Source organism: Clostridia bacterium, from assembly GCA_017405765.1.
GTDB lineage: Bacteria > Bacillota > Clostridia > Oscillospirales > RGIG577 > RGIG577.
The window spans coordinates 22,292-44,709 of the sequence record JAFQZS010000003.1 but is presented as its reverse complement, the minus strand read 5'-3'; the positions used below and the strand labels follow the sequence as shown (position 1 = coordinate 44,709).

The 22,418-nt window shown below is 50.3% G+C and carries 27 protein-coding genes and 1 pseudogene; 25 read left to right on the top strand and 3 right to left on the bottom strand.

All coding sequences use genetic code 11. The annotated features are described in order from the left end of the window. Positions 1 to 42: 42 nt before the first annotated feature. From cadA to IJG50_00635, 3 genes are all read right to left on the bottom strand, one after another. Complete coding sequence (cadA, locus tag IJG50_00645; GenBank protein ID MBQ3378355.1) at positions 43 to 1,878, bottom strand: cadmium-translocating P-type ATPase; 1,836 nt, start codon at positions 1,876 to 1,878, stop codon at positions 43 to 45. Between the two features lie 22 nt (positions 1,879 to 1,900). Continuing rightward, on the bottom strand, positions 1,901 to 2,122 hold the full coding sequence (locus IJG50_00640) for a cation transporter (GenBank protein ID MBQ3378354.1): 222 nt from the start codon (positions 2,120 to 2,122) through the stop codon (positions 1,901 to 1,903). 163 nt (positions 2,123 to 2,285) lie between these two features. Then, positions 2,286 to 2,645 carry a winged helix-turn-helix transcriptional regulator gene (locus IJG50_00635; protein ID MBQ3378353.1) on the bottom strand — a complete coding sequence of 120 codons (360 nt, stop codon included), beginning with the start codon at positions 2,643 to 2,645 and terminating at the stop codon, positions 2,286 to 2,288. 278 nt (positions 2,646 to 2,923) lie between these two features. On the opposite strand from IJG50_00635, the gene IJG50_00630 reads away from it, so the two are divergent. The 25 genes and pseudogenes from IJG50_00630 (at position 2,924) to IJG50_00510 (ending at position 22,363) form a co-directional block, all read left to right on the top strand. Further along, positions 2,924 to 3,376, top strand: a complete 453-nt coding sequence (locus IJG50_00630) for a MarR family transcriptional regulator (GenBank protein ID MBQ3378352.1) — start codon at positions 2,924 to 2,926, stop codon at positions 3,374 to 3,376. Positions 3,377 to 3,378: 2 nt separating this feature from the next. After that, positions 3,379 to 4,329: a ketoacyl-ACP synthase III gene (locus tag IJG50_00625; GenBank protein ID MBQ3378351.1), complete on the top strand. Its 951-nt coding sequence runs from the start codon at positions 3,379 to 3,381 to the stop codon at positions 4,327 to 4,329. Between the two features lie 68 nt (positions 4,330 to 4,397). Beyond that, on the top strand, positions 4,398 to 4,622 hold the full coding sequence (locus IJG50_00620; GenBank protein MBQ3378350.1) for an acyl carrier protein: 225 nt from the start codon (positions 4,398 to 4,400) through the stop codon (positions 4,620 to 4,622). Positions 4,623 to 4,635: 13 nt separating this feature from the next. After that, a complete protein-coding gene (gene fabK / locus IJG50_00615; protein ID MBQ3378349.1) occupies positions 4,636 to 5,583 on the top strand; it encodes an enoyl-[acyl-carrier-protein] reductase FabK in 948 nt (315 codons plus the stop codon). Further along, positions 5,571 to 6,479, top strand: coding sequence for an ACP S-malonyltransferase (gene fabD, locus IJG50_00610; GenBank protein ID MBQ3378348.1), 909 nt, complete (start codon positions 5,571 to 5,573; stop codon positions 6,477 to 6,479). The genes fabK and fabD overlap by 13 nt, the downstream gene beginning before the upstream one ends. Next, a complete protein-coding gene (gene fabG, locus IJG50_00605) occupies positions 6,479 to 7,216 on the top strand; it encodes a 3-oxoacyl-[acyl-carrier-protein] reductase (GenBank protein MBQ3378347.1) in 738 nt (245 codons plus the stop codon). The genes fabD and fabG overlap by 1 nt, the downstream gene beginning before the upstream one ends. Positions 7,217 to 7,234: 18 nt before the next feature. Continuing rightward, positions 7,235 to 8,470, top strand: coding sequence for a beta-ketoacyl-ACP synthase II (gene fabF, locus IJG50_00600; protein ID MBQ3378346.1), 1,236 nt, complete (start codon positions 7,235 to 7,237; stop codon positions 8,468 to 8,470). A gap of 2 nt (positions 8,471 to 8,472) precedes the next feature. Next, positions 8,473 to 8,934: an acetyl-CoA carboxylase biotin carboxyl carrier protein gene (accB, locus tag IJG50_00595; protein ID MBQ3378345.1), complete on the top strand. Its 462-nt coding sequence runs from the start codon at positions 8,473 to 8,475 to the stop codon at positions 8,932 to 8,934. Then, entirely contained in the window at positions 8,934 to 9,353 is a 420-nt protein-coding gene (gene fabZ, locus IJG50_00590; protein MBQ3378344.1) for a 3-hydroxyacyl-ACP dehydratase FabZ, read from the top strand. Before accB ends, fabZ begins: the two co-directional genes overlap by 1 nt. Before the next feature lie 138 nt (positions 9,354 to 9,491). Next, a complete protein-coding gene (locus IJG50_00585) occupies positions 9,492 to 10,805 on the top strand; it encodes an acetyl-CoA carboxylase biotin carboxylase subunit (protein MBQ3378343.1) in 1,314 nt (437 codons plus the stop codon). A 4-nt stretch (positions 10,806 to 10,809) separates the two neighbouring features. Beyond that, complete coding sequence (locus tag IJG50_00580; protein MBQ3378342.1) at positions 10,810 to 11,703, top strand: acetyl-CoA carboxylase carboxyltransferase subunit beta; 894 nt, start codon at positions 10,810 to 10,812, stop codon at positions 11,701 to 11,703. Continuing rightward, entirely contained in the window at positions 11,700 to 12,500 is an 801-nt protein-coding gene (locus IJG50_00575; GenBank protein MBQ3378341.1) for an acetyl-CoA carboxylase carboxyltransferase subunit alpha, read from the top strand. Before IJG50_00580 ends, IJG50_00575 begins: the two co-directional genes overlap by 4 nt. A 338-nt stretch (positions 12,501 to 12,838) precedes the next feature. Further along, positions 12,839 to 13,771, top strand: a complete 933-nt coding sequence (locus IJG50_00570) for a sigma-70 family RNA polymerase sigma factor (GenBank protein MBQ3378340.1) — start codon at positions 12,839 to 12,841, stop codon at positions 13,769 to 13,771. A 93-nt stretch (positions 13,772 to 13,864) separates the two neighbouring features. Beyond that, positions 13,865 to 14,041, top strand: coding sequence for a helix-turn-helix domain-containing protein (locus IJG50_00565; GenBank protein MBQ3378339.1), 177 nt, complete (start codon positions 13,865 to 13,867; stop codon positions 14,039 to 14,041). A gap of 148 nt (positions 14,042 to 14,189) precedes the next feature. Beyond that, positions 14,190 to 14,471, top strand: a complete 282-nt coding sequence (locus IJG50_00560; protein ID MBQ3378338.1) for a hypothetical protein — start codon at positions 14,190 to 14,192, stop codon at positions 14,469 to 14,471. 107 nt (positions 14,472 to 14,578) lie between these two features. Next, entirely contained in the window at positions 14,579 to 14,803 is a 225-nt protein-coding gene (locus IJG50_00555; protein ID MBQ3378337.1) for a helix-turn-helix transcriptional regulator, read from the top strand. Further along, a pseudogene (locus IJG50_00550) lies at positions 14,796 to 16,008 on the top strand (hypothetical protein). Before IJG50_00555 ends, IJG50_00550 begins: the two are co-directional and overlap by 8 nt. Then, the gene (locus tag IJG50_00545; protein ID MBQ3378336.1) at positions 15,978 to 16,901 is read left to right on the top strand and encodes a Bpu10I family restriction endonuclease; all 924 of its coding nucleotides are present in this window, start codon (positions 15,978 to 15,980) and stop codon (positions 16,899 to 16,901) included. The pseudogene IJG50_00550 and the gene IJG50_00545 overlap by 31 nt, the downstream one beginning before the upstream one ends. A 10-nt stretch (positions 16,902 to 16,911) precedes the next feature. Continuing rightward, entirely contained in the window at positions 16,912 to 17,361 is a 450-nt protein-coding gene (locus IJG50_00540; GenBank protein ID MBQ3378335.1) for a hypothetical protein, read from the top strand. Continuing rightward, the gene (locus tag IJG50_00535; GenBank protein ID MBQ3378334.1) at positions 17,358 to 17,753 is read left to right on the top strand and encodes a TIR domain-containing protein; all 396 of its coding nucleotides are present in this window, start codon (positions 17,358 to 17,360) and stop codon (positions 17,751 to 17,753) included. The genes IJG50_00540 and IJG50_00535 overlap by 4 nt, the downstream gene beginning before the upstream one ends. Before the next feature lie 87 nt (positions 17,754 to 17,840). Beyond that, complete coding sequence (locus tag IJG50_00530) at positions 17,841 to 18,137, top strand: DUF3847 domain-containing protein (GenBank protein ID MBQ3378333.1); 297 nt, start codon at positions 17,841 to 17,843, stop codon at positions 18,135 to 18,137. Positions 18,138 to 18,442: 305 nt separating this feature from the next. Beyond that, positions 18,443 to 18,760 carry a DUF3847 domain-containing protein gene (locus IJG50_00525; protein MBQ3378332.1) on the top strand — a complete coding sequence of 106 codons (318 nt, stop codon included), beginning with the start codon at positions 18,443 to 18,445 and terminating at the stop codon, positions 18,758 to 18,760. 2 nt (positions 18,761 to 18,762) lie between these two features. Further along, positions 18,763 to 20,238 carry a MobA/MobL family protein gene (locus IJG50_00520; protein ID MBQ3378331.1) on the top strand — a complete coding sequence of 492 codons (1,476 nt, stop codon included), beginning with the start codon at positions 18,763 to 18,765 and terminating at the stop codon, positions 20,236 to 20,238. Between the two features lie 26 nt (positions 20,239 to 20,264). Further along, entirely contained in the window at positions 20,265 to 20,627 is a 363-nt protein-coding gene (locus IJG50_00515) for a hypothetical protein (GenBank protein ID MBQ3378330.1), read from the top strand. After that, positions 20,624 to 22,363: a recombinase family protein gene (locus IJG50_00510; protein ID MBQ3378329.1), complete on the top strand. Its 1,740-nt coding sequence runs from the start codon at positions 20,624 to 20,626 to the stop codon at positions 22,361 to 22,363. Before IJG50_00515 ends, IJG50_00510 begins: the two co-directional genes overlap by 4 nt. Positions 22,364 to 22,418 lie beyond the last annotated feature (55 nt).

Genomic DNA, 22,418 nt, shown 5'->3' with positions numbered 1-22,418 from the left:
ACGCGCGCATATGTCAATACTATCTTTTCGGTTATGGCGTTTTTATCGCTTCACGCGCAGCGCGCGCATGGAATTTAGGATGGCGATAACAGCCACGCCCACGTCCGCAAAGACCGCCGCCCACATATCGACAGCGCCGAGCGCGCCCAAAAGAAGCACCGCACCCTTTACGATAAGCGCAAACGCGACGTTGCCTCTGACTATATTCATCGTGCGCCGCGCCGTCCTTACTGCGTCCGCGATGCGTGCTGGGTCGTCGTCCATTACGACTATATCGGCCGCCTCTATCGCCGCGTCGGAACCGAAGGCCCCCATAGCTATGCCCACGTCGGCGCACGCAAGCACCGGCGCGTCGTTTATGCCGTCGCCCGTATAGACTACGCCTTTTCGGCCGGCGGCTTTAAGCTGTTCCACACGGCTGACCTTGTCCTCGGGCAAAAGCTCGCTGTAAGTCTCGTCTATGCCGAGCGCCGCAGCCGTCCTTTCTGCAGAAGCGCGGACGTCGCCCGTAAGCATTACGGTAAGCTTTGCCCCCGCGCGTTTGAGCGCGGCTATCATATCGGCCGCACCGGGCTTAATCTCGTCCGAAAGCAGGATATATCCCGCATATTCGCCGTCTGCGGCGACGTATATTATCGTGCCGCTTTCCTCTGCGCGTCGGGCGTTTATGCCGTATTTCTCCATAAGGGCGAAGTTGCCCAAAAGCACGCAGGTCCCCGCTACGCGCGCAAAAACGCCCATGCCCGAAAGCTCGCGCATATCGGAAACGAGGCTTTCATCCACCTCGCCGCGGTAAGCCGCCTTTATCGAAACGGCGGCGGGATGATTCGAGTAATATTCGCCGAAGGCCGCAAGTCTTAAGATCTCGCTTTTCGAAAGCGAAGCCTCGTATATTTTTTTGACTTCGAACGCGCCCTTTGTAAGCGTCCCCGTCTTGTCGAAAACGAACGTATCGGCGCGCGCGAGCGTTTCGAGATGATTTCCGCCTTTTACGAGCACGCCTATGCGAGACGCGCCGCCTATGCCGCAGAAAAATCCGAGCGGCACGGAGATAACGAGCGCGCACGGGCACGATACGACAAGAAACAAGAGCGCCCTGTATATCCAGTCGGAAAACGGATGACCCGCAATGAAAAGCGGCGGCACGACGGCGAGCACTGCGGCGCCCGCGACGACTGCCGGAGTATATACGCGCGAAAAGCGCGTGATGAATTTCTCGTGGCGCGCCTTTTTCTCAAGCGAATCCTCAACGAGCTCAAGTATCCTTGACACCGTCGAATCGGCGTATTCCTTCGTTATCCTTGCCGTAAGCACACTGCCCGTATTCACGCATCCGCTTAAAAGCTCCGAACCGGGGAACACCTCGCGCGGCACGGACTCGCCCGTAAGCGCGGACGCGTCCAAAAATCCCGTGCCCTCGGTCACGACGCCGTCGAGCGGCACACGCTCCCAAGGCATTATCACCATGATATCGCCAACGGCGGCGTCATACGGATCGAGCTTTTTTACGCCGTCTTCAGTCTTTACATTAACGTATTCGGGGCGAAGCTCCATAAGGGAGGATATCGAGCGCCTCGAACGCTCTACGGCGTGATCCTGGAATATCTCTCCGATCTGATAAAATATCATAACGGCCGCGCCTTCCGGGTATTCGCCCACGAAAAACGCGCCTATCGTCGCTATCGCCATAAGAAAGTTCTCATCGAACACCTGCCCGTGCGAAATATTCCTTGCGGCCTTGTAAAGCACGTCGTATCCTGCCGTAATATACGACGCGATGAAAATAAAAAGCCTTACATATCCCGCATCTTTAGTTATAAAAAAGGCCGCAGCAAATACAACGACGGCTGCGGCTATTCTGACAATACGTTTTTTCATTGTGCACCTCTCGGCTCTCGGCCTATATGCGCTTTATTACTACGTCCGGATCTACTCTTTTTATTATCCTTTCCGCTTCGGCCAAAACCTCGTCCATTGCTCCGTCCTCGGTCACGAGCGTCATTTTCGCCGTCATAAAGCTTATGTTCACGTCGCTTACCTTACTAAGCTTCGATATCGCGTGCTCCATTTTTGCCGCGCAGTTCGCGCAGTCAAGTCCCACAAGTCTGTACGCTCTTTTCATGGCGGTCTCCTTTACAATACGTTTTTACGATTGAATGATTGAACGATTGTTCAACTGTTTAATCGTATTATACTCCTCGAATAAGCGATTGTCAAGGGTTTTTGGGGCAGATCAAAGAAAAAAAGCAAAGCATATTTTTTGCTTTGCTTTTATAAGTTATGACCTATCCGTGCCTTATGTGCTCGCGCGCCATCTCGACTATGTCCCTTACGTGCGCGTCGTCGTGCGAATAAAATACGTTCTTGCCCTCGCGGCGCGATTTTACCATCTTCGCCTGCTTCAGCGTGTTGAGCTGATGGGAAACGGCAGATTTCGTCATACCGAGCGTTGCGGCAATATCGCAGGTGCAAAGCTCAGCAGAATCAAGCGCCCACATTATACGCATTCTAGTCGGATCGGACAGAAGCTTGAAAAGATATGCTATGCCCTCAAGCTCTCCGTCGCCGAGCATCGATCCTCTTGCAAGCCTTACGGCGTCCTCGTGGACTATATTGCAGTCGCACAGGTCGGCTTTTTCCTTCATCGTGATCACCTCCGCACGGGTATATATTGATTATAATGAATCGCCGACGCGATTGTCAAGCGCGTGCCGCCCAAAGCCTTCCCCCGCCTTGCGTGAGAGGCGTATGCGCGCACATCTTACGCGAAAGGCGTGTTTTTTCGCGAAAGATACGCGAAAAAACATATATATTCCGTTCATAACTGCCTTATTTAGCACATAATGTATTGACAAGGCAATATAAACAGAGTATTATTATTTTAATTAGTTTATCTAACTAATCATCATGTGGGAGGATAGAGATGGACAGTTTTTCGGATGCGCTCAATCAGGCGATAACCGAAACATACAATAACGTGATGCGCGTAGAGTCGGAGGCGCTTAAACGCTCCGGCCGTATACACCTCTCGATAAACGAAATGCACCTTATCGAATGCGTGGGCAAGAATAAGGAAGGCTGCACTTTAAGCGGGATCGCAGACGGGCTCAATATCGCGCGCTCCTCGGCTACCGTTGCCGTGAACAAACTTGCGAAAAAGGGTTACGTCGAAAAGATAGCTTCTCCTTCGGACGGCCGCGCCGTAAAGGTGCTTTTGACGCGCGAAGGAAAAAAGATCTACGCATACCACCGTTACTATCATCGCCATATGGTGCGCGAGCTCACTAAGGATCTAAGCGACGAGGAAAAAGTCATACTTCTCTCCGCCGCAAAAAAACTTAATGAATTTTTTAAACAAAGTATAGGAGAGTTTTGAGCATGAGTTTTAAAATACTCGGGACCGGAAGATTTATTCCGCCCAAAATCGTTACAAACGACGATTTAACAAAGATCATGGATACCTCCGACGAATGGATCGTCGAGCGCACAGGAATACACGAACGCCACGTCTGCACCGAGGAGACCACGGTCGATATGGCTGTGGAAGCGGCAAAGAACGCTCTTGAGAACGCTGGCGTCGATCCGTCCGAGCTTGACATGATACTTTTCACGACCTCAAGCGGCGACTATACCACTCCGGCTAACGCCTGCCTCGTACAGGCGCGCATCGGTGCGACCTGCCCCGCTATGGACATAGTTTCGGGCTGCCCCGCATTCCTTTTTATGCTGGACTGCGCCGACGGATACTTTGCGCGGGGCCGAGTTAAAAAAATGCTCTGCATAAGCGCCGAACGTATGTCGAGAGTTCTTGACTGGGACGACAGAAGCACCGCCGTTATCTTCGGCGACGGCGCAGGCGCAGTAGTCTTGGGCGAGGGCGACAATTATCTTACATCGCGTCTTTATGTAAAGGGCAGCACCGCCATCCAGATACCCAACTACGACGGCAAATCTCCGTTCTACACCAGCCATGCGGAAACGCCGTGGGTACATATGCAGGGTCAGGAGACCTTCAGATTCGCCGTTACAAGAATGGTAAAGGACATTCACGGCGTGCTTAAGGATACGGGCCTTACTATGGATGATATACGCCACATTCTCCCCCATCAGGCCAATTTAAGGATCATCGAGGCGGCGAAAAAGCGTCTCAAGGCAAGAGACGGCCTCTTATATGTAAACATTGACCGCTACGGCAATACCTCGTCGGCCACGATACCTATCTCGCTTGACGAGCTGAACCGCTCCGGTCAGATAAACGAGGGCGATTATCTCGTATTCTCGACCTTCGGCGCAGGCCTTTCGAGCGCCGCATGCGTCATTCGCTGGTAAAAGCATAACACCGTCCCCAGGGCGGCAATATAAATAAACAATATATTATTAAATTTTTGGAGGAACATATCATGGTACTTGAAAAAATCAAAGCTTTACTTGCAGATTATACTGACGTTGACGTTGAGAGCATAACTCTCGAGACCGCATTTGCAGACCTTGGCATCGACTCTCTCTCCGTTGTTGAGATGGTAATGGAACTTGAAGACGACTTGGGCGTTGAGCTTGAGCTTGAAGAAAAGGTCAATACCGTAGGTGATTTCGTAAAGTTCGTAGAGTCGAAAATGGCATAAAGGCGGGATAAAAATGATAAATACCCCCATATGCAGCCTTCTCGGTATAAAATACCCCATTTTTCAGGGTGGTATGGCATGGATAGCCGACGGCAAGCTTGCCGCAGCCGTATCCAACGGAGGAGGACTCGGCATTATCTCCGCCATGAACGCGAACGCCGAATATCTGCGCGAACAGATAAATATCGCGCGTTCCCTTACCGACAAACCGTTCGGCGTAAATATCATGCTTATGAGCCCGTTTGTTGACGAGGTGGCGAAGGTCGTAGCCGAGGAAAAGGTCGCAGTTGTGACCACAGGCGCGGGAAATCCCGCAAAGTATATGAAAACGTGGCAGGCGGCAGGCATCAAGGTGATACCTGTCGTCGCCTCCACCGCATTGGCAAAGCTTATGACGCGCGCAGGCGCATCGGCTATAATAGCCGAAGGCGGCGAATCGGGCGGTCATGTGGGCGAGATAACAACGATGGCTCTCGTGCCCCAGGTGTGCGACGTTACCGAGCTTCCTGTTATAGCGGCCGGCGGCATAGCCGACGGACGCGGCGTTGCGGCTGCCTTCATGCTGGGCGCGTCGGGCGTACAGCTTGGCACCCGCTTCCTTCTTGCTAACGAATGCGGCGTACATCAGACTTATAAAAATAAAATACTTAAGGCCAAGGACATCGACACCATGACTACAGGCAAGCGTCTGGGGCATCCCGTAAGAAGCTTAAAGACGCCGTTTTCGCGCGCGTACTTGAGAGCGGAATACGACAGCGCCGTATCTGACGATGAGCTTGAAAAAATGGGCGCGGGAGCGTTAAGGCTTGCAGCGGTTGAGGGCGACGAAAAACGCGGCTGCTTCTTAGCCGGTCAAATTGCCGGTATGTGCGACCGTGAACAGCCCGCCGCCGAAATAATAAAGGAAATATTCGACGAGGCCGAAAACGTATTGAACGGAGCTTCAAAATGGGTAAAATAGCTTTTGTATTTTCGGGACAGGGCGCGCAAAAGCCCGGCATGGGACTTGAGCTTTATGAAAAAAGCGCCGCTGCGCGCGAAGTTTTCGATATGGCCGAGCGCATTCGCCCCGGCACCAAGGAGCAGTGCTTTTCGGGCACTAAGGAAGAGCTTTTAAAGACGGTGAATACTCAGCCCTGCCTTTACGCCGTTGATCTTGCGGCGGCTGCCGCTTTAAAGGAAGCCGGTATAAATGCGGATATGGCGGCCGGCTTCTCCCTGGGCGAGGTGGCTGCGGCGGCCTTTTCGGGCGTATACTCCTACGAGGACGGCTTTAAGCTTGTAATAAAGCGCGGCGAATATATGCAGGACAGCGCCGACAAGACGGACGCTGCAATGGGTGCTGTTCTAAAGCTTGACTTTTTGGCAGTTGAAAAGCTGTGCGAGGGCTTTAAGGCAGTATATCCCGTAAACTATAACTGTCCCGGTCAGCTTGTCGTTGCCGGCGACAGATCGGAGCTTGCCGACTTTAAGGCGGCCGTAAAGGCAGCCGGCGGCAGATTCATGCCCATAGCCGTTGGCGGCGGCTTCCACTCCCCGTTTATGGCTGAGGCTGCCGTAAAATATGCGGCCGAGCTTGAAAAAATGAGCTTTGAGGCTCCGGCGATCCCGCTCTACGCAAATTACAACGCGCTCCCTTACGGCGACGCGAAAACACTTCTGTCATTACAGATAGAAAACCCCGTGCGTTGGCAGGAAAGCGTGGAAAATATGATAAAAGACGGCGCAGACACCTTTATCGAGGTGGGCTGCGGCGCGACCCTTACAGGTCTTATTTCAAAAATATCGTCAAACGTGCGCACCTTCAACGTAAACGACGGCGCTACGCTTAACGATACCATAAAGGAAGTAAAATAATGCTTACAGACAGAACTGCAATAGTAACGGGCGGCTCGCGCGGTATAGGCCGCGCCATCGCAGTGGAACTTGCCAAGAACGGCGCCAATGTAGCGATAGTTTACGCAGGCAACGAGGCTGCGGCAAACGAGACTGTGGAAATGATACGCGCTCTCGGACGCGAGGCTAAAAGCTATAAGTGCAATGTGGCCGACTTCTCGGCTGTAAAGGACACGGTCGCCGCCATAACGAAGGAGATGGGCGTGCCCTACATCCTTGTAAACAACGCGGGCATCACGCGCGACAAGCTTATCTTCTCCATGAAGGAAGAGGATTACGACGCAGTGCTCGATACAAATTTAAAGGGTGCTTTCAACTTTATAAAGCATTGCTATTCCGGCTTTATAAAGAAAAAAGAAGGCCGAATAGTGAATATTGCCTCCGTAGCGGGCACAATGGGCAATCCCGGTCAGGCGAATTACAGCGCGTCCAAGGCGGGCGTTATCGGTCTCACCAAATCGGTAGCCAAGGAGCTTGCGGGACGCGGCATATGCTGCAACGCCATTGCTCCCGGTTTTATCGCGACCGACATGACGAGCGACCTGCCGATAAGCCAAGATGAGATAAATGCTCAGATCCCGCTGGGACATGTGGGACAGCCGGAGGACGTTGCGCGTCTTGCCGCATTCCTTTGCGGCGACGGCGGACGCTATATCACAGGCGAGGTAATACGCATCGACGGCGGGCTTGCCATGTAATTATGGAGGAAAAGTATAATGAGAAGAGTTGTAGTAACGGGTCTGGGCGCGGTAACTCCCGTAGGGCTCGACGTTCCCCAAACGTGGAACAGCCTCATTTCGGGACGTCACGGCATCGCAAAAATAACGCGCTTTGACCTTGAAGGCTTCAAAGCTACGCTGGCCGCCGAAGTTAAAGACTTCGACCCTACTTTGTATATGGACAAAAGCGAGGTCAGAAGAAGCGACTTGTTCACACAGTTTGCGCTTGCAGCCGCAGTTCAGGCAGTTGCCGACAGCGGCATCGAGGGCACTATCGCGCCCGAACGCTTCGGCGTATATTCGGGCAGCGGAGTGGGCGGCCTTATAACTATATCGAACGAGATAGAGAAGCTCATAACGAAGGGCCCGAAAAAGGTATCCCCGCTCTTTATCCCCATGATGATAGCAAATATAGCAACGGGAACGATAGCCATACGCTTCAACGCTAAAGGCCCCAGCCTTCCCGTTGTAACGGCGTGCGCTACGAGCACTAACGCCGTCGGCGAAGCGTACCGCGCAATACTTCACGGATACGCCGACGCGATAATCGCAGGCGGCAGCGAGGCCACTATAACGCCTATCGGCATCGCGGGCTTTACGAACTGCATGGCGCTCACCACGTCTGACGATCCCGATACGGCCTCGATACCTTTCGATAAGAGAAGGAACGGCTTTTTAATGGGCGAAGGCGCCGGTATGCTCATTTTAGAGGAGTACGAGCGTGCAAAGGCGCGCGGCGCAAAGATCTACGCCGAGCTTGTAGGATACAGCTCCACAAACGACGCATATCATATCACTGCTCCCGCGCCGGACGGAGAGAGCGCGGCATTGGCCATAGCGCAGACGTTTGAGCAGGCAAAGGGCGAGCGCGCGCAGTGCATCTACATAAACGCGCACGGCACCTCCACCCCGATGAACGACAAGACGGAAACGGCTGCCATAAAGAAGGCGCTGGGCGAAGATCGCGCAAGAAAGGCCGTAATAAGCTCAACGAAATCTATGACGGGCCATATGCTCGGCGCAACGGGCGCGCTTGAGGCGATAGTAGCCGTACTTTCGCTCAAAGAGGGCGTTGCTCCGCCCACCGTGGGCTTAAAGGAGCCCGATCCCGAATGCGACCTCGACTATGCTCCGAATCTGAAGCGCGAGGCTCCGTTTGACCTTGCCCTTTCAAATTCGCTTGGCTTCGGCGGACATAATGCCTGCCTTGCTTTCGTTCGCGCGGAGGACTGAAAATGAAGATAGACGATATACGAGCACTTGCAAAAATAATGAAGGAAAACGATCTAACGTCGCTTAAAATAGACGAGGACGGTGTAATAATAGAATTGGGACGCGAATCTGCCAAGAGGGCCGCATTCGTGCCTGCCGAAGCGCCGAAGACTTCGGTCTCTTCGGAGGCTTTGGCTTCGTCTCCCGCAGCCGAGGCGCCTGCCGCGCCGTCCGACGATGACGACGTAATGACCGTAACGGCTCCGATGGTCGGCATGTTCTATGCCGCTCCCAATCCCAAGGATAAACCGTATGTCACCGTCGGCGCAAAGGTAAAAACGGGAGATATATTGTGCATAATCGAAGCCATGAAGCTTATGAATGAGATAGTAAGCGAGGTCGACGGCACTGTTGAGAACATCTACGTGGGCAATGAACACGTTGTAGAATTCGGACAGCCGCTGTTTCGCATAAGGAGAGACTGATGAACAAAGAAGAAATAATGAAGATCATCCCTCACCGCGACAAGATGCTTCTCGTTGACGAAGCCGAGGTAAAAGACGGCGAAGCGATAGGCAAATACACTGTACGCGGCGACGAACATTTCTTATGCGGCCACTTTCCCGGCAATCCGATAGTCCCGGGCGTTATATTATGCGAAATGATGGCTCAGGCGTCGTGCGTGCTTTTGTCGAATTTAAGCGCAGAGGCGACTACGCCGTATTTTACAGGGCTTGATAAAGTGCGCTTCAAAAAGAGCGTGCTCCCCGGCGACACGCTTGAGACTCACGCCGTTATAACGCGCTCAAAGCCGCCGTTCTACTTTGCGTCCGCAAAGGGCTACGTTGAGGGCAAGCTCTGCGTTTCGGCCGAGTTTTCGTTTGCTCTCGTAGCAAATAAATAGTTTTCACGGCTTTTGAGACGGCTGTCGTTAAAAGACGCGCTTCATAATGCCGCTTCGGATATTCTCCTTCGGCGGCATTTTTACTATAGGGCGAATAAAACCATGCTTATATTCGTGTCGCCCCAAGGAAGTGAACACATGTTTTCCAAAATACTCGTAGCTAACCGCGGAGAGATAGCAGTGCGCATAATACGCGCCTGCAAAGAGATGGGCATAAGCACCGTGGCTATATATTCCATGGCCGACGCCGAAGCTCTCCACGTTTCACTTGCGGACGAATGCATCTGCGTAGGACGCGCCACACCTGCGGAAAGCTACTTAAATCAGAAGAATATAATAAGCGCCGCTCTCGTTACGGGAGCACAGGCAATACATCCGGGGTACGGCTTTCTTTCGGAGAATGCCGATTTTGCCAAGCTGTGCCGTGAAAACGGCATAGTCTTTATCGGTCCCGACGCTGAGACGATAGCGCGCATGGGCGATAAGGACGCCGCGCGCCGCCTCATGAAGGAGGCCGGCGTGCCTACAGTACCCGGAAGCGATATAATAACCGATGAAAAGATGCTTAAGTCGGAAGCCGCGCGTATAGGCTATCCCCTGCTTATAAAGGCGCGTTCCGGCGGAGGCGGAAAAGGTATAAGGCTCGTTGAAGGCGAGGATGAGCTTTTAAACGCCTACCGCACGGCCTCGGGCGAGGCTTTGGCGGCCTTCGGCGACGGCGGAGTATATATGGAGAAGTTCCTCTCTCCGACAAAGCACATAGAAGTGCAGCTTCTTGCCGATGAAAAAGGGCACGTTATCGCGCTGGGCGAGCGTGAATGCTCCATACAGCTCAACAATCAAAAGCTTGTCGAGGAGTCGCCCTCCCCCGCAGTTACGCCGGAGCTGAGAAAAAGCATGATGGATGCGGCCGTAAAAGCGGCAAAAGCCGCCAAGTATACCAACGCCGGCACAATAGAATTCCTTTTGGACAGGGATAGAAATTTCTATTTCATGGAAATGAACACCCGTCTTCAGGTAGAGCATCCCGTAAGCGAATATACAACGGGCGTCGACATCGTAAAGTGGCAGATACGCATAGCGGCAGGCGTTGAGCTTGCATTTCGCCAGAAGGATATCATTATCGGCGGCGCGGCGATAGAATGCCGCATCAATGCAAAGAGCGCCGGTACCTTAGGCTTTATGCACGTTCCGGGCGGCCCGTGGGTGCGTTTCGATACCGCGCTTTATTCGGGATACAATGTACCCGTGTTCTACGATTCGATGGTCGGAAAGCTAATAGTTTTCGCAAAAACGCGCGAGGAGGCCATAAGAAAAATGCACTCTGCGCTTTGCGAGCTTGTACTTGAAAACATACCTAACAATATAGACGAACAGCTGGCCATCTTAAATGACAGCGATTTTAAAGCCGGTGACTATTACACCAACTTTATGACAACAAGAGGATGGTGATTACATGGATTTAAGGGGTTTATTTAAAAGACCGGCAAACGAGCTGGAAAAAGGAGGACGCACTCCCGTCGAAGCTACCGCCGCCGACACCTTTGAAGTAAAGCGCGAATGTCCTGAATGCGGCGCAAAAATCGCGGAAAGCGACCTGCCTGAAATGTATTATGTATGCACATGCGGTCATCACTTCCGCATGAACGTAAGACAGCGCATTGACTTTATATGCGACGAGGGCAGCTTTAGTGAAATGTTTTCCGATCTGGAAACTAAGGATATAATAAACTTCCCCGGCTATGAAAAGAAGCTAAGGGAGGCTAGGCTCAGCTCAAGCGAGGACGAGGCCGTCATATGCGGTACCGCGTCGATCTTGGGCCATAAATGCGCAATGTTCGTCATGGAATCTCTCTTTATGATGGGCAGTATGGGCACAGTCGTGGGAGAAAGAGTGACGCGCCTTTTTGAATATGCGACAAGCGAGGGACTCCCCGTGGTGGGATTTACCGTATCCGGCGGCGCGCGTATGCAGGAGGGCATACTTTCGCTTATGCAGATGGCGAAAACGAGCGGCGCTGTTAAGCTCCATTCAGACGCGGGCAACTTTTATCTCACCGTACTTACCGACCCCACTACAGGCGGAGTCACGGCAAGCTTTGCGATGCTGGGCGACATAATCATGGCTGAGCCGGGCGCGACCGTTGGCTTTGCCGGCGCGCGCGTCATAGAGCAGACTATAAGAAAAAAGCTGCCGCAGGGCTTCCAGACTGCCGAATTCCTGCTTGAGCACGGCTTTATCGACCTTATAACGCCGCGTTCGGCTCAAAAGCGAACGATATCCACTCTGCTTGCGATGCACGAAAAAAATACCGAAGCTGAAAACGTGGACGGAGGTGACAACGTATGAGCGGCAATACTCCGTTTGACAAGGTGATGCTCGCCCGCGCGAAGGGACGCGCGACGGCGGCAGAATATATAAACCGCATATTTACCGATTTTATCGAACTGCACGGCGACCGCCATTTTGCCGACGATACGGCTGTTGTAGGCGGCGTGGCTTATCTTTCCGATATGCCCGTCACCGTTATTTCCATGGAGAAGGGCAAGGATACGAAATCGAAGGTCTACAGAAACTTCGGAGCGCCCAATCCCGAAGGATATAACAAGGCGCTAAGACTCATGCGCCAGGCGGAGAAGTTTTCGCGTCCCGTCGTGTGCTTCGTCGATACTGCTGGCGCGTTCTGCGGGCTCGGCGCAGAGGAGCGCGGTCAAGGGCGCGCAATAGCGCAAAATCTGGCCGAGATGATAACACTCAAAACGCCGATAATCTCTATATTCATAGGCGAAGGCGGCTCCGGCGGCGCGCTTGCGCTCGCGTGTGCCGACGAGGTCTGGATGATGGAGAACTCGATATACTCCGTGATCTCACCGGAGGGCTGTGCAAGCATACTCTGGAAGGATCCAAAGAAGGTCAAGGCTGCGGCGCAGAGTCTGAGGCTCACGGCGCAGGACATGTTAAAGCTTCAGGTCGCCGAAAAGGTAATTCCCGAAAAAGGATCGTTCGACGCCTGCTGCCGCAATATGGCGCACGATCTTACGTTTGCGTTCGAGGCGCGAAAAGCCCAGACTGCGGACGAACTTGTCCGTTTAAGATACGAACGCTTCAGAAAATACGGCGCGCAGATAGTGCCCGAGGATTTTTAAAGCAGCACTGAGATAAAGATAATGCCTGCCGCGTTGCACGGGTGCTCATAAGACAGTAATTCTAAAAATTACGACTGGGGTATCTGTCATGCAGGGTTGGCAACGAAATAACGGGTATCTGGTGAGAGCCAGATACCCGTTATTTTTTTTGCCGTCACAAGAAGCAATGGATTTATTCACAGCTTTCAGGTATAATTGCCTTAAATCAATCCTATCCCATTCATTCCGAGATTTTTTCAAAAAATCTCAAAAAAGTTTGAAAGCATTGGAACAATTCAGCCTTTCTCATACCATATATAGTAGAGGGCTGAATACAAACGCGATTGGAGGTGACGCTGATGGACAAGCAGACAGGCCCAAAAGGTTTTCTTGTGGTGCTGCCCGGTGAGATCATCGAGATACCGCAGGACAGCGACAAATCATGGCTGACGCTGTTTTACAGCTTACCGCGAGAGCTCGCGGAGAAGTGGAAGCCAGCCTATGAGCTGCCCCGCTGCCCGTATGAGGTCTTGCGGACGGACAAATATGACCACATCGTATGTGACGATATGTTCAAGCTGCTTGTGTGGGACTGCTACGCATGGTGCGCATGGCAGTTCTTTCAAGTCAAAGACCGCAAAGGCAACTACCGCGACATTCCCGGCAACTGGAATCAGTACGCAGGATACTTCCCCCTGTGGCGGCTATCGTACAGTATCATCCCATACATCCGCATGAGATTTGAGCAGAACGGACTGGGCTTTCAAAACCTATATAACATCCCGCAGGGCGTGGAAGTGCCGTGGCTGACCTATCAGCAGTTCAGCAATCTGGTCGGTAATGTCACCGACATGGTGATTGCGGAACAGAACTGGCAGCCGATGATCGACGCGATCTGGGAAAACCGCACCATGGAGGACTATGAAACCACCAGCAGCACCGTCAAGACGGATTTCATGCGGAAGTGGAATCACAACCGCTCCGGCAAGCCGATTTCTCTGGATGAAATGATGGAGAATGAGGACGGCGATATTTTTGAGGTCGCTGATCCTCGCGGCGAGTTTGAGCAGAAAGTCATTTCTGAAATGCAGATCGCTGCCTTTGCCGAGCAGAGCATTACCGAGAAAGACCAGGAGATATTGAAGTTGCGCATGGACGGCTTGACTGAACAGGAGATTGCAGACAAGGTTGGCTACAAGACCGCCAGCGCAGTCCATAAGCGGATCGCCAAAATCGCAGGAGCTTATGAAGACTATGTGACAGCGGAGTATCAGAAGTATTTGGACAAGTAAACAGACGCAGAAGCGGCAGCAGTTACTGAAATGGTAGCTGCTGCTTTTTCATACGGGAAAGGAGAGTTTATGAGCAGAGAACCGTTTGAAGCCATGCCCGATGTGATGGACGCAAAACAGCTTGCCGAAGCGTTGCAGATTTCCAAAGCGGGGGCATACAGCCTTTTGAGCAGCCCGGATTTTCCAACCTTGCGGATTGGCGGGCGCAAATTGGTGATGAAAAACGAGCTGGTGGAGTGGCTGAAAAGCCGCACAAACAGAACACCATGAAAATGCAGTCAAGAGCTGAAAAAGTGGCAAATCAGCCGATAGGACAAGACAAAATGTACCCCGCATCGTTTGGGACGTTTCCATTGAAAAATCGCAGCACTTTTCCAATTCAAGAGCTGGGAAAAATCCATGAAAATCAGGAGGTTTTATGAGAACAGGGCTTACCAAGAAGCAAAAGACAACCGTGATTTATTTTGACGAGCAGAGCCGCATCATTGAGGTGCAGACCCACAACACCGATCTCAAAAAGCGGCTGACAGCATTTGCGGCAAAGCACCCGCAATGCTGCCGTCAGACCGACGATGACGAGCAAGGCGGGCTGACCTTTGAGATTGAAAAAGGCAGGTTAAGTTTTCGCCTGACTGCGCCGTATAGCGAAGAACGCCGACAGGCGGCAAGGGAGTGGGCGAAAAATAACGGGCGTATATGATGCAACCAATTTTCTTTGAACAAATACAAATTGGGATTTTTCTTAGATAGATTGATTTATTCACGCTTGCGTGATATACTGTTTATAAGCTGTAAGGAGGGAATTCTATGGCGGTGACATACAAGAAACTGTTTCATTTAATGATTGATAAAGATTTGAGCAATGCAGAATTGATGGAGCAAGCTGGTTTTAGTGCCAATATCATTACACGATTGAAACGAGATAATTACCTTTCCCTTGATACAATAGAGAAAATATGTAATACGCTTAATTGTGGTGTAGACGATATTTTGGAATTTATTAAAGAGCCTACGGAGGATACGGATGATTAGTACAGTAACAGCATTTGAAGCAATTCCTATAGATAAGTTTTCGATACCCCAATGCGACCTTAATATAGAAAACAAAACACGCTCTAATCTGTTTGCGTGGAATGGGCAGTTTTCTCCACAATTTATAGAAACATTATTAAGTAACTATGCACATGATGAAGATATTGTCCTTGATCCCTTCGCAGGGTCTGGCACGACATTATGTGAGGCGGGGCGCAAGGGGCTTTCTGCATACGGAATGGAGTTAAATGCTTCGGCATATTACATGGCAAAAACATACGAGTTAATCAATAGAACGATCCCAGAGCGACAATCATTGATCCTCGCTATTGAGCATATTCTTGCCACCATATCAGATACAGGTAAAATCCTGCCGACAATCACCTCTGCTATTCAGAGAAATAAAAATACCGATTTAGCAAATCTGCTAAGCACACTAATCATACTAATGGACTTGTTCAATAATGAACAGTCTGTTTCTTTGCTTCAAAAAAAGTGGGACGGGCTTAAAAGAATTGTGCTTGAAATTCCTTTCTCACCAGCAGCCATAAAGATTGAAATGGGGGATTCCCGTTCTCTGAATTGTGAAGATGATACAGCAACCTTACTGATAACATCCCCCCCTTATATCAATGTTTTTAACTATCATCAAAAGTATCGTCGTTCCGTTGAAGCATTAGGCTATGATGTCTTGGCAATAGCTAAAAACGAATTTGGTTCTAATAGAAAAAATAGAGGGAATCGCTTACTCACAGTCATCCAATATTGTATCGACATGGCATTGTCTTTTGAGGAGGCTATACGCGCTTGCAAAGATGGCTCTCGTATGATTTATATTGTGGGTAGAGAATCCAATGTATTAGGATATTCTTTTTGCAATAGCAAATTGATTTTTGCAATAGCAACTCAGATTTTTGAACTTCCATTTCTACTTAGACAAGAGAGAGTGTTCAAGAATAGATTTGGGCAGTTGATTTACGAGGATATTCTTCATTTTGAAAACGCCAAAACTGGAGCATATCCCAGTAGCGAGGAAATTATATCTGCCGCTCGCAGTATTGCTGTAAAGATGCTTTTTGAAAAAGCACAACTGTACCCAGATAGCGAGAATGTTGGATTCATTGTTGAAGCAATAGAAAAATCAGAGAGAATAAATAGATCGGAGGCGTAAATTATGCCAAGAGGAACACACGGCGAAAAAATAGTTGCAGCACTGGAAAGCACTAAGCTTCCCAACAGCGACAAGCCAAGATTAGAAGTCGCTTTGCAAAAATACGATGAATGGGTTAGGGCATTAGATGCTGCTGATGCACGAACAGTTGACGAACTGATAGAAAAAATGGTTGGTCTTCTCAATTTGTATAAGTTTTACATAGATGTCGATTTGATTTTTGATAGTTCCGAAGATTTTTTGTATCGACAGAAAGGTCAACTGAAACTGGACAATACTGTGATAGAAGAATTTCTTCCTATCTTTGTGCGTAAGTGCATCATCAAAGAGTTTGGAGATTGTGATGTAGATATAGGCTCACAGACTGCGACATTTTCTTCTGCGTATTTTGCTTCCAGTCTTAGTTCCCCGGCAGTCGGTGGAGGTCTCAGTATCAAAACAAAGGATCAAGATTTCTCAATGAGCAGGAAACTCTACTTGAGATCATCCTATACCCCAACATTTGATGCAGAAAAGACAGTAACCGTAACAACGCACTTAGGTTATGTGATGGCTGAACTTAAAACCAATCTTGATAAAACCATGTATCAAGAAGCTTCTGCCACCGCACATGACATAAAGTTAGCTGTAACAGGAGCGAAATATTATCTGCTCTGTGACTTTCTTGATATGACACCAATCAGTACAGCAACAACAGATATTGACGAAATACTGATTGTAAGAAAAGCAAAACGAATCAGCTCAAATGTCCGAAAAGAATTTAGTACATTTGCAGGGCGTCAAGCTAATCGGGCATGGTATACAGAATACCTAACGAATAATCCATATTCCGCAGATATATTTAGGCGGTTTATCGATCACATTTTTTCTCAAATGAAGAACGAGGATTTAATCGAAGAAAGCGTCCTTGATTTGGGATATTTTTAACGGAGGGACTATGGCGAAAATTTCAGAAGAAGAAAAGTCGGCGTTACTATCTCAATGGCAAACTTGTGTTGAAATGGCTAACTCCATAAGTGAACGCCGTGACAACATGAACAACCTTTTTGTAACTTTGAATTTAGCGATAATTGCAGCTATATCTTTCATGTGGGACACAAAGACCATTGCTTTGCTTGTGGCTGGTGTTGTCCTTTGTGTAGTTTGGATGTTGTTTATCAAGAATTTCAGAGAACTCAACAAGGCAAAATTCGATGTGATAAACCAAATGGAAAAACATCTACCTGCACAACCATTCATTGACGAATGGGAAGAGTTAAAGAAAAGCAAAAAATATATTGAGGGAACAAAACTTGAGCGCTGTTTCCCGATCGCTTTTTGCCTTTTATACATAGCTATTTTTGCTATCATTATGATTTCAGCCGGACAAGGAGGACAGGCAGTATGACATATAATCTTTTTATTAGCCATTCATGGACTTATTCCGATGCGTATGAAAAGCTCGTAGGGATGCTAAACAACGCAACTAACTTTTCGTATAAGAATTACTCAGTGCCTAAAAACGATCCCATTCATAACGCATCAAATGCTTCACAGCTTAAAGCCGCTATTAGAAATCAGATGCAACACGCAAGCTGTGTACTAATCATGGCAGGGGTTTATTCCACATATAGCAAATGGATCAACATTGAAATCGAACTGGCGAGAGAAATGGGCAAGACCATCATTGCCATCGAGCCGTGGGGGTCACAGAGGACATCACTTGTCGTTAAGCAAGCAGCAGACAAGGTTGTTGGATGGAACACAAGCTCTATCGTCAGCGCAATTCGTGGATGGTAACTTAATAACTGGCAAGCCAAAGGCGATCAACTGGAACAAGGTTGGTCGCCCTTTCTATTGCAAATTTTTGAAAAGGAGGACTACCCCATGCCGAGAAAACAACCGACAACACTTGCAGAATGTAACGCCAAATTGGAACTTGCACAGAAGCAGCTACGGCAATACCAAAACCGGGAGAAGATGCTAAAACGAAAGTTGAGCGTAGAGGAACGCAACATCAGAACGCACCGCCTTTGCGCCCGTGGCGGCTTTATGGAAAGCATCGTGCCGGAGCTGAAAACCATGACGGAGGACGAGGGGAAGGACTTTTTGTATCACATTGCAAAGGGCGCGGACGCACAGGAGTATTTGAAAAAACGAGCCAAGGTGGTGGAAGTCGGATAATACCCTTGGTAACAAGGGCGCACTTCTATACAGGGGCAAGCCCTGTATGTGCGCTCTGCGAGGCGAACAGCTTGGACAGTTGATTGTCCGGGCTGTTTTGCGTCACTTCGTTCCGCACAAGGGAATGCCTCCCTTGCGACGCTTGCGCGTCTATCCCTGCCCACTTTGCAGCGGAAACAATCTGCTGACGCAGACAATTCCCGCCGCAAAGTCTGAAAATCCCATATCTCTAACCAGACCGTCTACCGAAAATGTAGGCGGTCTTTTTCTATTCATTTATCCCATCAAATCGAAGGAGGTCAACCATGTCAAAACAGAAGACCCTTGCCGAGCTGAATGCCGAGAAAGATAAAATTGAGCAGCAGCTTGTACAGGAGCAGCACAAAATCCATCGCCTTGAAAACCGCGCCGCTTACTACGAAAAGGGAGATCGGCGCAAGCGGGCACACCGGCTTATCACTCGTGGCGCGGCGATCGAGAGTGTCGCACCGCTGGCAAAAGTTCTGACCGAAACCGAGTTCTATGCCTTTGCCGAAAAGGTTTTTGACCTGCCGGAGGTCAAGGGTCTGCTCATGGTAGCGGTCAACGAACACAACCGGGCCGAGCAGAAAGAGAGGTGCTGAGTATCGCACTATTTCATTTTCATGTGACGCAGATCAAGCGCAGTGCGGGGCAGTCCGCCGTGGCGTCTGCCGCCTACCGTGCCGGGGAAAAGCTGCATAGCGAATACTACGGTGAGGACAGCGACTACACCCGCAAGGGCGGCGTAATCTGTTCGGAAATTCTTTTGCCGTCTCATGCGCCGCCAGAGTATGCAGACCGTGAAACACTCTGGAACGCCGTGGAGAAAGCCGAGCGCGGAAAGAAAGCCCAGCTTGCATACAGCTTTGACATTGCCTTGCAGAACGAGTTTTCCATGCAGGAGAACATTGAGCTTACAAGGCAATTTTTATTGGACAATTTTGTGAGCCGGGGCATGGTGGTGGACTTTGCCGTTCACTCTCCCGACAAGGAGGACGGCGGCATTTCCAATCCGCACTTTCATGCCATGTGTCCTATTCGCCCTATTGAGCCGGATGGCAAGTGGGGCAATAAGCAGCGGCGGGAATATGTGCTGGACGAGCATGGAGAGCGTGTTCTGGACAAGGCGGGCAACTATGTATTCAACGCTGTGCCGACCACCGACTGGGGTAGCCCCGAAACCTTGGAGCATTGGCGGCAGGCATGGGCTGACCTGTGCAACGCGAAGTTTGCGGAGAAAGGTTTGGATTACAGGATCGACAACCGAAGTTATGAGCGACAAGGTATTGACCAGCTTCCCACCGTCCATGAGGGACCGTCTGTCCGCGCAATGGAAGCGAAGGGTATCCGCACCGACAAGGGCGATCTCAACCGCTTCATTCGCAAAACCCATGCACTGCTGCGGGAGGCAAAAGAGAAAATCAACGCGCTGATCAGATGGCTGAAAGACGTAAAAGCCGAGCTTGAGAAACCACAGCCGCCCACACTGAATGATCTGCTGGCACTGCACTGCGCCAATCGCAACAAAGGCGCGTACAGCAACAAGGCGAAGAACGCCAACTTGCAGCGCTACGCCGAGGCGTTCAGCTTTCTGCAATCCAAGGACCTTCACACCGTGGACGATCTGGAAAATACGCTTCACGCCATGCAGAACAAGATCGACACGCTGAAAAAATCTGCATCAGCAAAGCAGGCTCGTATCAAAGAAGTAGACGAGTTGCTGCGTATGGTGGACTACTACAAGTCCGGCAAGCCTACTGCGGACAAACTGAAATCCATCCGCTTTGAGAAATCACGGCAGAAGTACAAAGCGGAACACGATAACGAGTTGCGGACGTTCTACATGGCAGAGCGCAAGTTGAAACTGCACTTCAAAGACGGCAAGCTGCCTATCACTGCATGGCGTGATGAAAAGTCCCGTCTGGAAATGGAATACAGAGACTTGCAGCAGGAGCTTACACCCCTGTATGCGGATGTGAAAAAACTCTGGGCGATCCATTACAACATCTATGAGGTACAGCATGAGCAGGAGCGGCAAAACTCCGTTACACGGCAGAAAAAGTCAGAAATCGAACACTAATTCTTACACATTTTCAGGAGGCACTTATGGAACAGAAATTGCAATTTGAACATCAACTCGCCCCGGAACTTTTGGCAGAAATTGAAGAATGGGAGCAGCAGGACCACGACGAGCCAGCGGAATATTACTTCTCCAATCCAGATCCGTATCTGAAACCGCAGCCCCTGCCGCCCGACCATCCCCGGCACAACTGCTATTTCAACAAAGACGGGCATCTCTGTGTGAAAAACCTGTCCGCTTTCTGGCTGCCGGAGTTCACCCTGCAAAAGAAAATCGGCGGCACGATTTACTCCGTCACAGGCAGCTATGACGGTACGGAAACGCTGGACAGAAAGATGGAGCGCATCATGGGCGAAAAGTTTACAGAAAAGATGGAGGATTCTGAATGACAAACACGCAGTCTCTTGGTACAATAGAAGCAACCAATCCTGTGCTGGCAGTTGCCCCTTTGAAGGAGGAAACAGAAATGTTACGGGCAACTGATAAAATCACCGCGCTTTACTGCCGCTTATCCGTGGAAGATTTGAAAGAAGATAAGAAGGGCGGAAAAGAGGACGAATCCAACAGCATCCAGAATCAGAAGATGATCCTGCTCCAATACGCAAAGGAGCACCGTTTTCCGAACCCGACCTTTTTCGTGGATGATGGGTATAGTGGTACGAACTTTGACCGTCCCGGCTTTCAAGCCATGCTTGCGGAAATCGAAGCTGGCAGAGTGGCAGTTTGCTGCACGAAAGACCTATCCCGACTGGGGCGTAATTCCTCGCTGACTGGGCTTTATATCAACTTTACTTTTCCGAAGTACAATGTGCGGTACATTGCCATCAACGATCATTTTGACACCATCGATCCCAACAGTACCGACAGCGACATTGCGGGTATCAAGAACTGGTTCAACGAGTTTTTTGCCAAAGACACTAGCCGAAAAATTCGTGCTGTCAATAAGGCAAAGGGTGAACGCGGCGTTCCCCTGACCACCAATGTTCCGTTCGGCTACCGCAAAGACCCGGAGGACAAGACAATGTGGGTTGTGGATGAAGCGGCAGCGTTGGTAGTCAAGCGTATTTTCAAGTTGTGCATGGAAGGACGAGGCCCGATGCAGATTGCAAAGCTCTTGCAGGAAGAAAAGGTACTCAATCCCACCGCCTACAAGAAGCGTGAGGGTATCAAGACACCTAGCCCGGAAACCGCTGATCCGTACCATTGGAACACCAATACGGTTGTTCACATTCTGGAACGGCGGGAATACACGGGCTGCACCGTCAATTTCAAGACCTACACCAACTCCATCTGGGACAAGAAGCAGCGGGAAACGCCCGTTGAAAAACAGGCGGTTTTCTACAATACCCACCCGGCAATCATTGAGCAGGAGGTCTTTGACAAGGTGCAGGAGATTCGTCAGCAGCGGCACCGCAGGACAAAGACGGGCAAGAGCAGTCTGTTTTCCGGCATGGTCTACTGCGCTGATTGTGGAGCAAAAATGCGCTACTGCACCACCAACTACTTTGAAAAGCGGCAGGATCATTTTGTATGCGCCAACTACCGCAGCAATACGGGAAGCTGTTCGGCACACTTTATCCGTGCGGTTGTTCTGGAAGAATTGGTCTGGATGCACATGAGAACTGTCATTTCCTATGTCAGTCGGTATAAGGATCATTTCCGTGCCGTCATGGAGCAGAAGCTCCGGCTGTCCAGCGAAGCCGCGATCCGTGGACACAAGAAGCGTCTGGCACAGGCTGAAAAGCGGCTGGGAGAGCTTGACCGCCTGTTTATCCGCATTTATGAGGATAATGTGGCGGGGCGCATCACAGATGAAAAGTTTTCTATGATGAGCAAGACCTATGAGGACGAACAGACACAGCTTAAAGTGGAAATTCAGACTTTGCAGCAGGAAATTGAGGAACAGGAACGACAGATTGAAAACTTGGAGCAGTTTATCCAGCGGGTACGCAAATATGAGGATTTGGACGAGCTTACCCCCTATGCGCTGCGGGAGCTTGTCAAGGCAATCTACATTGAAGCTCCGGACAAGTCCAGCGGCAAGCGGCATCAGGGCATCCGCATTTCCTATGACCTTGTGGGCTTTATCCCCGTGGAAGAACTGCTGAAACAGGAAACGGCGTGACCGAAGCCACGCCGTTCCTGAGAAAATACGATATTACTTTCTTATGACCCCCGAC